12 protein-coding genes are annotated in these 13,974 nt (G+C 59.5%); 3 read left to right on the top strand and 9 right to left on the bottom strand.

Annotated features, from left to right (window positions below; genetic code table 11):
* Window positions 1–30 precede the first annotated feature (30 nt).
* Together ilvA and G6M89_RS16770 are read right to left on the bottom strand one after the other, a co-directional pair.
* Complete coding sequence (ilvA, locus tag G6M89_RS16775) at window positions 31–1,248, bottom strand: threonine ammonia-lyase (protein WP_165163029.1); 1,218 nt, start codon at window positions 1,246–1,248, stop codon at window positions 31–33.
* Window positions 1,249–1,323: 75 nt separating this feature from the next.
* The gene (locus G6M89_RS16770; RefSeq protein WP_165163028.1) at window positions 1,324–2,400 is read right to left on the bottom strand and encodes a Gfo/Idh/MocA family protein; all 1,077 of its coding nucleotides are present in this window, start codon (window positions 2,398–2,400) and stop codon (window positions 1,324–1,326) included.
* Window positions 2,401–2,553: 153 nt separating this feature from the next.
* On the opposite strand from G6M89_RS16770, the gene G6M89_RS16765 reads away from it, so the two are divergent.
* The gene (locus G6M89_RS16765; RefSeq protein WP_165163027.1) at window positions 2,554–3,351 is read left to right on the top strand and encodes an aminoglycoside N(3)-acetyltransferase; all 798 of its coding nucleotides are present in this window, start codon (window positions 2,554–2,556) and stop codon (window positions 3,349–3,351) included.
* A gap of 44 nt (window positions 3,352–3,395) precedes the next feature.
* Here the strand turns inward: G6M89_RS16765 and G6M89_RS16760 are convergent, their stop codons facing one another.
* From G6M89_RS16760 to G6M89_RS16750, 3 genes are all read right to left on the bottom strand, one after another.
* On the bottom strand, window positions 3,396–4,160 hold the full coding sequence (locus G6M89_RS16760) for a sugar phosphate isomerase/epimerase (protein ID WP_165163026.1): 765 nt from the start codon (window positions 4,158–4,160) through the stop codon (window positions 3,396–3,398).
* Window positions 4,157–5,149, bottom strand: coding sequence for a Gfo/Idh/MocA family protein (locus G6M89_RS16755; protein ID WP_165163025.1), 993 nt, complete (start codon window positions 5,147–5,149; stop codon window positions 4,157–4,159). The genes G6M89_RS16760 and G6M89_RS16755 overlap by 4 nt, the downstream gene beginning before the upstream one ends.
* Before the next feature lie 443 nt (window positions 5,150–5,592).
* On the bottom strand, window positions 5,593–6,489 hold the full coding sequence (locus G6M89_RS16750; RefSeq protein WP_165163024.1) for a Gfo/Idh/MocA family protein: 897 nt from the start codon (window positions 6,487–6,489) through the stop codon (window positions 5,593–5,595).
* 135 nt (window positions 6,490–6,624) lie between these two features.
* Here G6M89_RS16750 and G6M89_RS16745 point away from each other — a divergent pair, with 135 nt between their 5' ends.
* Window positions 6,625–7,860 carry a DegT/DnrJ/EryC1/StrS aminotransferase family protein gene (locus G6M89_RS16745; protein WP_165163023.1) on the top strand — a complete coding sequence of 412 codons (1,236 nt, stop codon included), beginning with the start codon at window positions 6,625–6,627 and terminating at the stop codon, window positions 7,858–7,860.
* Between the two features lie 41 nt (window positions 7,861–7,901).
* Here the strand turns inward: G6M89_RS16745 and G6M89_RS16740 are convergent, their stop codons facing one another.
* The 4 genes from G6M89_RS16740 to G6M89_RS16725 all read right to left on the bottom strand — a co-directional run bounded on the left by G6M89_RS16740 (window position 7,902) and on the right by G6M89_RS16725 (window position 12,442).
* Window positions 7,902–8,990 carry an aryl-sulfate sulfotransferase gene (locus G6M89_RS16740; protein ID WP_165163022.1) on the bottom strand — a complete coding sequence of 363 codons (1,089 nt, stop codon included), beginning with the start codon at window positions 8,988–8,990 and terminating at the stop codon, window positions 7,902–7,904.
* Window positions 8,991–9,072: 82 nt separating this feature from the next.
* Window positions 9,073–9,840 (bottom strand): sugar phosphate isomerase/epimerase, encoded by a 768-nt coding sequence (locus tag G6M89_RS16735; protein ID WP_165163021.1) that lies wholly within the window; start codon window positions 9,838–9,840, stop codon window positions 9,073–9,075.
* Window positions 9,841–9,893: 53 nt separating this feature from the next.
* Window positions 9,894–11,363 (bottom strand): arylsulfatase, encoded by a 1,470-nt coding sequence (locus G6M89_RS16730; protein WP_165163020.1) that lies wholly within the window; start codon window positions 11,361–11,363, stop codon window positions 9,894–9,896.
* 59 nt (window positions 11,364–11,422) lie between these two features.
* Window positions 11,423–12,442 (bottom strand): zinc-binding dehydrogenase, encoded by a 1,020-nt coding sequence (locus tag G6M89_RS16725; RefSeq protein WP_165163019.1) that lies wholly within the window; start codon window positions 12,440–12,442, stop codon window positions 11,423–11,425.
* A 161-nt stretch (window positions 12,443–12,603) separates the two neighbouring features.
* Here G6M89_RS16725 and G6M89_RS16720 point away from each other — a divergent pair, with 161 nt between their 5' ends.
* Complete coding sequence (locus tag G6M89_RS16720) at window positions 12,604–13,965, top strand: aminotransferase class III-fold pyridoxal phosphate-dependent enzyme (protein ID WP_165163018.1); 1,362 nt, start codon at window positions 12,604–12,606, stop codon at window positions 13,963–13,965.
* Window positions 13,966–13,974: the final 9 nt, after the last annotated feature.

Raw genomic sequence — 13,974 nt, 5'->3', positions numbered from 1 at the left:
GCGGTTTTGCTTTCCGTTTTCTCAGACTGTTCAGTTGATCCGTTCGACCGCATAGCCTGTCGCCTCGATCGCATCTGTGATCCGCTCTGCGTGTTCCTCACCACTGGTCTCGACGAGGAAGACGAGGTACGCCTCTCCAACGTCGAGGGTCTCGTCGGCGCGATAGTGGTTGACCGTCCGAATATTTGCTCCCTTGTCTGCGATCAGCCCCGAGAGGGTGTGCATCTCGCCTGGTTGATCGTCAATCCGTACCTGTAGCCGGATCATCTGGCTTCGCGAGGTGAGTTCGTGTGTGAGAATCGCCCGGAGCATCGTCATATCGAGATTTCCGCCGGTCAGAACGGGAACGACGGTTTCTCCGCTTACGTCTACCTCATCGCTGAGAATAGCTGCCACCGAAGCCGCGCCCGCCCCTTCAACGAGCTGTTTGGCCCGCTCGAGCAAGAGCAAGATGCCACGTGCAATCTCCTCTTCGGTAACGGTGACGATCTCGTCGACGTGTTCGTCGATCAACTCGAGTGTGAGGTCGGAGACTTCCCCGGTTGCGATCCCATCGGCGATCGTATCGACATCCTCGAGTGATTCGGGCATGCCCTTCTGGAGACTCTCCGGGACGGTCGCGGCCGAATCAGCCTGAACGCCAATGACCCGGATATCAGGCCGATGGTCGGCCAGCGCAGCGCCAACGCCTGCGATGAGACCACCGCCACCGATCGGCACAACCACGGTATCGACATCGGGCACGTCCTCGAGGAGTTCCAGCCCGAGTGTTCCCTGACCGGCGATGATCGCCGGGTCGTCGAAGGCGTGGACGAACTCGACACCCTCGTCGGTGAGCGAACGGGCGTGGGCCATCGCATCACGGAACGTCGTGCCGTGGAGGACGACATCGGCACCGTACTCGTCGGTCGCTTCAACTTTCGACTGGGGTGCAGTAGCGGGCATCACGATGGTTGAGGGAACCCCGCGTGAGTTTGCTGCGAGGGCGACCCCCTGGGCGTGGTTGCCTGCGCTTGCAGCGACGACCCGATCAATGTCGGATCCCCCCTCGAGCGAGAGCATCTTGTTGTACGCTCCTCTGGTCTTGAACGAGCCAGTTCGCTGGAGGTGTTCCATCTTGAGGATGACGTCACCGTCGACTAACCGACTGAGTGAACGACTCGTCTCGACAGGGGTGTGCTGGACGATCGATTCGTCGTCGAACCGGTCATAGACGGACCGAATCTGGGCTGCAGTGATGGATAACATGTTGTGACAGATACTGGGTTGTGATCAGATGTGTGTCGTGTCGTGACTCGAGTGTGATTGTGTTTGGCGTCGAGATTACGATGACTGACGATCATCAAGGCGAATCTCACGGCCGGCATCGGCGCTTTCGTAGATTGCATCCACAACGCGTTGTACTGCGAGACCCTCCGAGGCGGTGTTTTGCATGTGTTCGCGCTCGCCGCGAACGACAGCAGTAACGTACTCCCACTGGGCCCTGAAGGACTGGCTCTCGGGAACGGTCAGGTCAGTGTCAGTCAGGGCGTCGCGGTCGGTTGCGTGGACGGTTGGAACGGGGTCGCTGGTATCGTCGACCGAAACGCCCGCGTGGTCTCCCTGTACGCGAATCGACTGGCGGGGGTCGGTGTTACTCGCCCACGCACAGTGGAAGTGAATCGTCGTCCCGTCAACGGTTCGGATCAATCCGCGAGCGTGATCTTCAACGTCGAACACGGCATCGTCGGTCGGCTCACCGCCCCACATATCGATGTACGTGTAGTCCTTCTTCGTCCCGAAGTGCCCGCCCGTCTGTGCAGTGACAGACTCGAGGTCGGGAAACTCGAGCAGCGTCAGCGCGAGGTGGAGGAAGTGAACGCCCGCATCGATCAGGACGCCGCCGCCCGACTGCTCCGCTCGCGTGAACCAACTTCCAAGACGTGGGATGCCACGGCGGCGAACGTACTCGAGGTCAACATCGTACACCTCGCCGAACTCGCCGTCTGAAGTTCGGGCCTTGAGGTCCTCGACCCAGCCCTCGAACGCCCTGACAAAGCCAACGATTACCCGGCCGTCGCTGTTGGCAGCCACGTCGGTAATTCGTTGAGCGTCCTCGAGCGTGTGTGCGAGTGGTTTCTCGAGAAAGACATCGATATCGCGCTCGAGGGCAGCAACTGCGCAGTCAGCATGGAGGAAATTCGGCACTGCCACGACGACGAAGTCGAGTTCCAGTTCCTCGAGCATTCGGTCGTACTGTTCGAACGTCTCGGGAACATCATACGCTCGAGCGAATTCCTCACGAGCGTCCGGATCGATGTCCGCGACGCCCGCAATGGATACCTCGAGGTCAGTGAGGTGCTCGGCATGGTGGCGAGCGATTGTGCCACAGCCGATGATACCTGCGTGTAGCAATCGCATACCATGGGTCTCGTGGACAGTGACCATAAATGATCCGACCTGCTGTCGATGGTGTACGCTGTCACTCTGGGTAGGGCCCTGCTGAGATGCTACAGTTACTCTCGTCCTCGCATCAATCCTTTTGTGTGCAGCACCCGTCGCCCGGAACGAGAAATGACAGTGACAGAAGCCGAACTTCGAGGCGGATTACGTGCACTTGGCCTTCGGTCGGGAGACCGCGTCATCGTTCACAGTTCGTTACGCAGCCTCGGGTGGGTCGACGGCGGGGCTGAGACCGTTGTCGATGCATTGTGCAATGTTGTCGGGGCGGACGGAACGGTGCTGATGCCGACGTTCACGTCCGGAAATGATGGCCACCCGTTCGATCGCAAGACGACGCCGTCAGAAACGGGCCGGATCACTGAAGAACTGCGCACTCGAGAGGAGGCCATCCGAAGCGCCCACCCCACTCACTCGGTTACCGCGCTCGGTGCCAGCGCTGAATTACTTACCCGCGACCACGAGCTACTGAACTCACTCGGCCCGGGCTCTCCCATGCACCGACTGCTCGAGGACGGTGGCTCCATCCTGTTGCTTGGCGTCGACCACACCTCGAACTCGTCGGTCCACATCGCAGAGCGCCTCGCCGACCTGCCATACCGCGATCAAACCCGGACGGTAACAGTTGCTGACGGTGATGAAAGCCGGACAGTGACCACGAACGCTGTCCACTGCTCGTATGGGTTCGACGCTGTCGAAGTCATCGCGCGACGGGCCGGCTTGCTCACCGACGGCCTGATTGGTGAGGCGCACGTGCAGTTGATGAGCGGTCACGCGCTCCTTTCCGAACTCGTCGACGCCCTCGAGATAGTTCCCAACCTCCTGTTATGTGCTGATCCCGGCTGTGGTCGTTGTGAGTACGCCAGAGAACGCCTGGCTGAGGAGAACCTGATCGAACTGCGAGACGACTAATCGGTGGGGCGACCACACAGCAGTTACAAACCGTGTTCACCTGATCACTCGAGACAAACTCGCACGAAAGCGAGGTCGCGCTTGACGGCATCTCCGTATGTTTCGTTCTCGGTGACGAACTCGACGTTGACGTATCCATCAAAGCCTGATTCTGCAAAAATCGAGAGGAGTTCGTCCACATTGTAGTAGGCGTTCTCGAGGAGGCATCGCTCGTCGCCGCCGCGTTCGGGAACTGCCTGAACGTGAACGTTGTTCGACAGCGGAGCCAGATCTCGCGCTTCGGACAGAATATCTGTGTTCGGGAGCGAGAACAGCGGCTGATAGTTGAGTCGGCAGTTGTCGCGGTCGACCGCTTCGATGAGTTGACGAGCCCCCGTGTGGCGGTTCGTGACAGTGCCTTCGTGTTTTTCCACAGTCACGCCAAGGCCGTACTCGGCGGCAGTGTCCGAAAGCGAAACGAGATCCTCAATTACTGCCTGCCAGTGATTCGAGGTACACTCTTGGTACTCTTGGTTTCCCGCCCAGACACGGATCAGATCCGCCTCAAGGTGCCTGGCGATGTCGAGTTCGTGGGCGTACTTGTCTGCAAACGCATCCGTGCCGGGCCGTAGATAGGACCCGTAGACGGGGATCTCGAGTGAGCGATTGTGTGCCTCTCCAAGGATTTCCTCACACGTTGACGGCTCCCCATTCCCGACATGATCTTGGCCCCAGATTTCGACGCCGTCGTAGCCTGCGTCAGCTGCAGCATCCATGACAGCTGTCACCGATCGGTTGCCACCCGAGATGGTACACAGACCGACATTCATGTCCCATCAAACTCCTCAAGTACGACCGGTTCACCGGTGTCGGCTGACTCTATCGCTGCCAACGAGATGCGCATCGCCTCGATGGCGTCCGTCGCTGTCACTCGGGGTTCCTCACCCGAGCGGACACAGGAGAGGAAGTGCTCGAGTTCGCGATAGTATGGATCCTTCGTCAACACCATGTCGACGGGGTCGCGCGAGGGTTCTTCCTCGATGGCAGTGTGGATCTCGATTGGTGACTCGTCCTCGCTTCGGTACTCGATGAGCCCCTCGTCGCCGGCTAGCTCGAAGTCGGTGACGAACGGGATCGAGTCGTCGGTGGGCCACCGAGCATCGATCTGGCCGACAGCGCCGTTCTCGAACCGCAGCGTCGCTGTTGCGTACCGATCATCGCCGGCCGCAACGCGGCGTGCAAACACCGATTCGACCTCGCCGTAGGTCCAACGGAGGAAATCGATATCGTGAATCGCTAGATCGAGCAATGCGCCGCCGCTTATCTCTTCGTCCATGAACCAGGTGTCAGTATTGGGCATCGGTGACTGACGGAGACACGACGCAGTTCCGGGGGTGCCGATCTCGCCCGCTTCGACCTGTTCTCTGGCGCGTTCGTACTGCGGGAAGAATCGAAGAACATGTCCGACCATGAACGTCACATCGCTGTCAGCGACGAGCGCTTGGATGGCCTGTGCGTCCTCGAGAGTGCGCTCGAGCGGTTTCTCACAGAGGACGTCACAGCCGTGCTCGACCGCCAGTTCGACGAGGTCACGATGAGTTGGTGTGGGCGTACAAATGTCGACAATATCGACATCGACCGCCTCGAGCAGTTCGTTTGGATCCGAGTAGACCTTGGCTTCCGGTGTGTACTCCTGTGCAAACGCATCCGGATAACTCGGTGATGCTACGCCGGCGACGGTCACGTCATCCATCGCCTCGTACCGCACGGCGTGTACCTGTGCCATAAACCCACTTCCGAGGAGTCCGACCGATATCATCTGTCATCGACTATTTTTCGTTCGTTCGCATAAGTATTGTGCCGCTCTCGAGACCCGTATCGATCGAAATCGTTACTGGGAGATATTCTCTTTCGTGGTGTGTTTACCTCTGCTAAACTTGAAAACAGGCTCTCTCTCGAGATGTACTATCACGTCGGTAAGGGCGTGCTCGTGTCTATTTGGTCAGGTTTTCCCCTTTATGAGGTACGTCACACACCCACTTGATTACGTCAGTACTTCTGTAAAAAGCGGAGCTGAAGAGCCAGCCTGCGGTTTACTCAAGGTAAACAACCATGTGCCACAGTGGCTAACGGTCCGTCGGTTGTTTTCTGTGTAAAACAATTCGCTACTGAGTGTTCACGCCGGGTAAACAGTACCGGCACTGATAGGGTTTGGTGGAATACGGACCGGACACCTCGAGACCGCTGCGCCGCGACTCGAGTTTAGTAGGGAGAATACTGTGATACAAACGCAGTGCTGTCCACGACACTATCGGCGAGTGCATCACTCTCGGGCGATACCACATCGTCAGTTGTGAGTGCGGCCTGAACACCGAGCAGCAACGTTGCAGCGTCGACGAGTTGATCTCGGTCATCCCTACCGGTCTCGATACAGTCGACGAACGCGTCCAGGTACGATCGGTACATCCGATCCAGCTCGTCTGCATCACTTTCGATTGTAATGGAATGGGTATGGTGTTCGTCGGTTGTGAGAAACGCGAACGTCCCGTCTACATCGGGTCCATCGAACTGCAGGGAGGCGTACGAGCCGTCTGCGAACGTCACGTCGACGCTCGTCCCCGGTGCATCGTTGGGTTCGATCTCGAGCCAGTTCGAGTCGACAATTCGTCGAACCGAATCAACGAGATGGCACCCGTAGTAGAACGGATCGTTATATCCGACACAGTATACTGTTCGGCGTTCAGGGAGTGTTTCGAGGACATCGAACTGTGGGTGAAACGGGACGGCAGATCCACCAAACAGTGGCGCGCCGCCCGCTCGAGCAGCCTCGACGATAGCATCCACATCGGCTACGCAACCGGCAATCGGTTTGTCGATCAACACAGGCGTGCCATTTCGGAGGAACGGGGCCGCCAATTCGCGATGGGTGTTCCAGTTGACCGTAGTGACGACGGCTGCATCGACCTCACCGCACATGGTGGCCGGTCGCTCGTAGTTGGTCACATCGTATTCTCGACAGAACTGTTCACAGTGTTCGGTGTCTCGGACATCGCCGCCATCCCAGACTGCTGTGACAGCGGTGCGCTCATCCGATGCAAATATCTCCGTGAATTTGCCAGGGTGGGAGGTGTCCAGGCCGAGAATGCCGATATCGATCATCTGATACTCCTGACGTGCGGACGACGCATAAAACTGGGGTCCGTTTCGGGATCGACTGGTTCGCACCAGTGGGCTCTGTATCCAACGACACCGTCATCTATTTACTGGATGGTACACAATCGCATACCGACGACTATGGGTGAGCTAGCCATTACTGGCGGTCCGAAAGCCGCTGCAACACTCGAGGTTCCGGAGTGGCCACAACTAAACGACTCGAGCAGGCAGTACGTCGAGGCTGTCCTCGAGAGCGGCAACTGGTGTCGCAACAGCGACGGCGCTGACGCCTGTGACCGTCTCGAGGCGGCGTTCGCCGACTACCACGACGCAGAACACGCCATTGCGGTCTCGAACGGAACTGTCGCGATTGAACTGGCACTGCGCGCCTGCGGTGTCCAGCCGGGTGATGAGGTGATTGTCCCGTCGTATTCGTTCATCGCGAGCGCAAGCGCGATTCCCACTGTCGGCGCAGTGCCTCGCTTCGTTGATACGAATGTTGAAACGTATAACATCGACCTCGAGCATCTTGAGGAACGCATTACTGATCGGACCGTCGGAATCCTTGGCGTCCACTTTGCAGGCTATCCGATGGATATGGACCGACTGCTGCCGATCATTGAGGAACACGATCTGTTCCTCATCGAGGACGCCGCTCACGCACAGGGCTCGGAGTGGTGCGGCGAGAAGGTGGGCACGTTCGGTGACTTCGGGACGTTCTCCTTCCAGGAGACGAAATCGCTCTCGAGCGGCGAGGGCGGGATCATCGTCACCGATGACGACGTGCTTGCCGACCGCGCACGCCTCATGCACAACATCGGCCGTCGGCAGGGTGCAACAGGATATTACCACTACCGACTCTCGACGAACGCGCGACTCTCAGAACTCCAGGCCGCCCTCGCACTGGGCCAACTCGAGACGCTCGAAGCGGAGAACCAAACCCGTGAACGAAACGAGGAGATTCTGCTCGCTGAACTCGCGGACATCGAGGGAATTCAGACGAAACCTCGTGACGAGCGGATCACTGCCCGTGGGTACTGTATTGAGAATTTCCGGTACGATTCGGCGGCGTTCGACGGCCTTCCACGGGAGACGTTCATCGAGGCGCTACAGGCGGAAGGCGTCCCGGTCGGAGAAGGGTACGAAATGCCGCTGTACCGCCAGCCGGCCTTTTACCGCGAAGAGGTTGGTCGATTGGTTCCAGACGACGTCGATCTACCGAACTATCCGACTCGCCATCTGCCAGGCGTCGAGGAACTGTGTGAGACGAACATCACTTACCCTCACGAGGTATTGCTGGCCGAGGAAGACGGAATTCGGTCAGTTGCGGACGCGATCCGAAAAATCCAGGCTAATACGGAGACGCTACTGGACTAACCAGCGGTTTTACGCTGGGGTTGTTTCTGCAATTACCTCGTTCAGATCGACTCGAGCAGTGGTTCGACGTACTCCGGCGAGTAGCGTTGGCAGCGGTAGACGGTTCCGAGCGAGCCCGTTTCGGCGAACGGACTGACGAAATCCCAGACGATCTCGCCGTCCGATGTCACTTCGAATAGTCGGCGCTCACTTCCTTCACAGATTAGCGTGTTGCCGTTAGGAAGGCGACGAGCACCGGAGATGAACGGGCTGTAGAACGACGATTTCGGTGAACCAGTGTACTCCCAGACGATTTCCTCAGTGAGTGGATCAAGTTCGATCACCCGCGAGTAGCCGCGCTCGGCCCCATTATCGAAGATCAACAGGTTCCCATTCTCGAGGACGTGCGGAAGGTGTTGGCCGTCGAGTTCGTCCGGCCCCCACGCCCAGACGATCTCGCCGCTGGGATAGTCGATGACACCGATAACGTCGATCGAGCGGTAAGAGAAGACGATATTGCCAGGTTCGAACCGGACCGGGCCGCCGCGTTCGCGCTCGATTTTGGCCGTCTCGTTCTCGGGGATGACCTCGAGCGTGTTGTTGTGAGCCCAGTCGAAGGGATACTCGCTCTCGATACGGTGGGCGACGTACTCCCACTCATCGTCAGGAAGATGCTCGCGGAGGTCGTCGTAGTGGTCCGCGCCGTCCCACTCCCAATGGAGGTTTTTCTTGCGGTCGATCTCGACGATGTAGGGATTGCGTTTGAGTTCAGGGCCAATCGTGGGTGTCATCGAATCTCTGATCGTGTGTAACAGCATGTGATCACCCTCGAGGACCTGGTAATCGTGATCGATCCGACAGTGGAACGACCAGACGACTTCGCCATCAGGGTCAAGTTCCCGTAACCCAGCCTGTTCGATATCCGATCGGTCGCGAGTCGGATACAGCAAATTACCGTTCGGCAACAGCCGACAGTGCGACTGAAGTGCCGTCTCTACCTCCCAGCGGTGGACTGGCTGCCCCTCCATATCGATGAGGTAGACCGTTCCGGTTCCATCCGGGCTTTTTTCGGGATGCTCGTACGATTCGGCAAACAACGTATACCCGTTGTAACAGGCATTTGGATTGTGAACTGATACTCTGTTCGACATAGATATGTCAACTCATGGCACGTACGTCAAACCGTAACTTCAATCCTTGCTTTTTGCACCCGGTGCGAATCTCGTCGACGTATTAGTCCCGATTTGCCAGCGACTCAAACGCCTCGCTGCCATGCTCGAGCGCCGCGATTGGGTCGTCAGTCACACCGTTCTCGCAGACGATCCACTCAGCACCGATTGCTGTGGCGGCGTCAGCGCAGGCTTCGACGTCGACGACTCCCTCCCCGACATCGGCGTGCAACGCTGCATCGTCGTCTGGCACCGAATCGGTGAGATGCACGATCGGCGATCGGTCAGCGACGAGATCCAACAGGGCCAGCGCGTCGTAGTCGGCGTGGGTTGCGAGCCCAACATCGGGCTGGAAGCCAAACCGACCGTTGGACGCCTCGACAAATATCTCAAACGCGGTATCGCCGTCAACCTCATCGAACTCGAAGGTGTGGTTGTGATACAGCAAGTCGATACCGTGCGCTTCGAGCTCTGCAGCCAGCCCAGCGATTCGGTCGGCAGCGTCGATTATTCCCTCGCGTGTCTCGAATGCGTCGGTGTCGTACGTTGGAATGACGAGCGTCGAACACCCAATCTCGGTGCAGACACTGACCACGTCCTCGAGTGAGGACTCAAGGCGCTCGACGCCGATGTGGGACGCGGCGACCTCGAGGTCAGTGGCCGCCAACGCGTCGCGGGTTCGTCGAAGCGTTTCGTCGTCTGCGAGGGCATCCAGCTGTGCGTCGTAAAACTCGACGCCGTCAAACGACGTGTCGCCGACGCGGTCGATACTGTCCGGGACTGACTCCTCAACATCGCTGAGCGTAAACAGCTGTATGGCTGTTAGTACCATGGATAAGAGCACTCGCGATGGGATAAAGAGTTTGTGCTCGCGGCGGTCCCGGCTCAGCTGTCCGAACTACAGTCGTCCGGATCGCCAACGTCCTCATCGCCCGGCTCTATCGTCGACAGATCACCGTCTTCGACGAATCCTTCCGGTCGGCCGGTGAGGCGATCAACCATCGCGTCCCGCCCTCGCTCGAGGTCGTCGGCGTACTCGCCATCGTCGGTCAGATCTGTCTCCTCGCCGGGATCTTCCTCGAGGTCGAACAGGAGTTCCTCGCCGGTGACCTGGTTCCAGATGTACTTCATCTGATCGCTGATTACGTACTGGGTGGCGTTCTCCGGATCGTAGCTGCCGGGACTGTGCTCGCCATGGTACCACTCGCGCCAGTCCTCCCGGTCGGGGTCGTGGACGAGATCCAGCAGGTTGCGCCCCTCGACGAAGTCCGGCACCGATTCGCCGGCGATCGACAGCAGCGTCGGCATGACGTCCTCGAGGCCGACGGGCTGGTCGATGATCTGTTTGCGGGGCAGCTCCATCGACTCGGGGAACTGCATCAGCATGGGGATGCGAGACGAGCCCTCGTAGCCGTAGGACTTGCGCCAGAGATAGTGATCGCCGAGCATCTCGCCGTGGTCGGAGATGAACAGAACGAACGTGTTCTCGAGTTCGCCCATCATCATCAGCTTGTCGAACACGCGCTTGAGTTGGTGGTCGATCTGAGTGATGAGTCCATAGTAGGCTGCGCGGGCGCGGTGGATAACCGTCGGCGAAAGATCGGCAACCCACGCGTCGATTGCGGGATAGTCGGGGATCTTCTCGCCGTAGACGTCGTCGGCCCAATCGCCCATGTATGGGTCGGGCATGTCGCGATCGACGTACATATCCCAGTAGGGCTGGGGCGGATCGAACGGCGTGTGCGGCCGGACGTAGGAGAGGTTCAGGAAGAACGGGCGCGTCTCGTCGCGCTGGTCGAGAAACTCGAGCGCCTTTCGGGTCGTCCAGTTCGTCGGGTGGTGATATTCATCCAGATGCCACGGGCGGGGGTCCCACGAGTTGCGCCCGAGACCATGTGCGAGTTCGTCTGCGCCGCCAGTCTCGCTCTCGAGCCAGCGCGTGTAGTCATCGTTTTCGTGGGCGAACAGCGCCTCGTGTTGGTCCATGCTCTCGAAGCCGACGTTGCTCCGTGGCGGGATGGAGTGGATCTTGCCGGTGAGTTTAGTCTGATACCCCGCATCGCGGAGTTCGCTGGGGAGTGTCCGATCGAACTCCCAGGGAGTCGTCACCCAGCCGGGCGCGCCGTTGGTCGAGGGCGTCTGGCCGGTCAACAGGCTTCGGCGGGCCGGAATACACGACGGCGAGGGCGTGTACGCACGAGAGAACAGCGCGCCGTCCTCAACGAAGCTGTCGATGTTCGGTGTGTGGATCAGCGGTCGGCCGTCAGCGTCTTTCGGAACGTTCGGGTCAGCACCAATGCAGTCGCCACGGTGCTGGTCAGTCATCACAAGCAGGATGTTCGGTCGGGTCGGCATACTGTCCACGTTGAGATGAGATCACATAACAGTGGCGCTCGCTGAACCGACAGCGTAGTTTAGGGGCGAAGAACTGCCTTTACGACACCGTCGCGTCGGTTACGGACCGTCTCGAGGGCCTCTTCGTACTCTGCGAGTGGGAACTCGTGGGTGACGATGCCGTCGACGGTGAGATCGCCGCGCTCGAAGAGTTCGATCACGTCTTCGACCGCGTGGGCAGCCGTAACGCCGCCGACGACGGTCAGTTCCTTGAGCACGATATCGTCTGGATCGATCTCTCGGCTCGCATCGAAGACGCCAGTCAGCGCGACTTGGCCCTGATTCGCCGCGACCTTCAGACTCGTGTTCACAACATCGCCGGCACCTGCGGCCTCGACGCAGACCTCAACGCCCGCTCCATCCGTGTACTCCATGATCGCCTCGATAGGGTCGGTCTCGCGGACGTTGATCGTCTTGTTCGCTCCGAGTTCCCGGCCCGCCTCGAGGCGCTCCGGCCGGGTGCCTGTGAGAATCACGTCGTCGACGCCCTTTGCCCGGAGGAGTTGCACTCCGAAGAGTCCGAGCGCACCGGGACCGAGCACCGCGGCGGTGTCGGACACCGAGATGTCGATCCGATCCATCGCGTGGAGCGTACAGGCCGCCGAGTCGATTTGGCAGGCCTCGAGATCCGACACCGAGTCGGGGATTGGTGTTAGCGTGTACGCGGGGACAGCGGCGTACTCGCGGTAGCCCCCATCCAGCGAGAAGCCGATTTCCTGGATCTCATCACACTGGTAGTAGCGGCCCTCGCGACACGCGGAACAGGTGCCACAGTAGATGAACTGGTGAAGTGCGACGCGGTCTCCGACTGACGGCGAGTCGACGCCTGCGCCGAGTTTGACCACCTCTGCACAGACTTCGTGGCCTGGAACGACGGGCAGGTCCTTCCAGGGTGGCCCACCACCGTCGATCAACCCGATGTCGCTCCCGCAGATTCCAACCGCGCGTATTTTCACCAGCACCTCACCCTCACTGGGTTCCGGTCGGTCTCGTGTCTCCTCCCAACTGTCGCCCTCGCCATTCGTGACAATCGCTCGCATGTGAATCGTGTCCAGGTACGGGTCAGTGCTCGAGTGTATTAATCTACCGGGGTGAGAGATGGCTGACGGATGCGGTCACTCTGGTCAGAGACTTATACTGTCCTCGTTTGGAGTTTACAGCAGCGAAGCGCTTATCACACTGTGTTGTGATTTGGTACCTAATGTCCGACGGTCAGCAGACAATCTCGAGCGAGCGATCCGTACAGCGATCGAGAGATCTCGCGGAGCGAGCGCGCCGGCTCGTTCCGGGCGCCTCTCATACTGGCAGCAAAAGCCCGACGCAGTTCGTCCAAGGTGTCTCACCCACGCACATCGAGCGAGCTGAGGGGAGCCGACTGTGGGATGTCGACGGCAACGAGTACGTCGATTGTAACGCTGCACTGGGGCCAATCCTGCTGGGCCACAACTATCCCGCTGTCACCGACGCTGTAACAGAGCAACTCGAGGATGGGACGATGTACACGATGGAGCATCCGCTGCATTTGGACGTCGCCGAGAAAATCGTCGATATGGTCCCCTGCGCCGAGATGGTGAAGTTCGCCAAGAGTGGCAACGACGTCACCACGCTCGCAGCGAAGCTCGCCCGCGCCTACACTGGCCGTGACGTCGTCGCGACCCAGGGCTATCACGGCTGGCCGGATATTTGGATGAGCAACAACGACAGCATGAGCGCCGGCATCCCCGATCCCGTCAGCGAGTACACCGCATCCTTCGAGTACAACGATATCGAGAGTGTTGAACAGATCTTCGAGGACAACCCTGATGACGTGGCTGCAATCGTCACGACGCCAGTCAATCTCGAGCCACCAGAGGACGACTTCCTTGAGGAGGTGCGTGAACTCGCCGACCGCGAGGACGCTCTGCTGGTGTTCGACGAGGTGCTGACCGGCTTCCGGTTTGCACCCGGTGGCGCACAGGAATACTTCGACGTGACGCCGGATCTGACCTGTTTCGCAAAGGCGATGGCAAACGGCTACTCGATTGCAGCGCTGGCCGGGAAACGCGAGTTCATGGAAGTCATCGACCACAACGATTTCTTCTACTCGATGACCTACGCGGGCGACGCCGTGCCGCTGGCGGCCGCCGACGCCACCCTCTCGGTACTGCAGGAAGAGCCGGTCCACGAGCACATCTTCGATATCGGCGAACAGCTTCGAGACGGCTACAACGAACTGGCCGCCGACCTCGGCCTCGAGGACGTCACCGAGGCGACGGGCTACCCGCCGCGATTTTCGATCGGATTCGCAGACGAGATCGCGACCGCAGCGCCGACCGACGACACCGACATTGACCGCCTCCTGCGGAGTCTGTTCATGCAGGAAGCCCACAAAAACGGCGTCCTCTACACGGGCAGTCACATCCCGACCTACAGCCATAGCGAATCTGACGTCGAGGCAACGTTAGCGGGCTACCGCGGAGCGCTCGAGACCGTCGCCGAGGCGCTCGAGAACGGCGACGTCGGCAGCTATCTCGAGGGGGATCTGGTCGGCGCAACGCTGCGAGAGCGAACCGGGGACGACTGAGTTGTCGCG

It is taken from the genome of Natronolimnobius sp. AArcel1, assembly GCF_011043775.1.
In the GTDB taxonomy this organism is placed as follows: Archaea; Halobacteriota; Halobacteria; order Halobacteriales; family Natrialbaceae; genus Natronolimnobius.
Note: the sequence above shows the minus strand (reverse complement) of the source record. Positions and strands in the feature narration are given on the sequence as shown.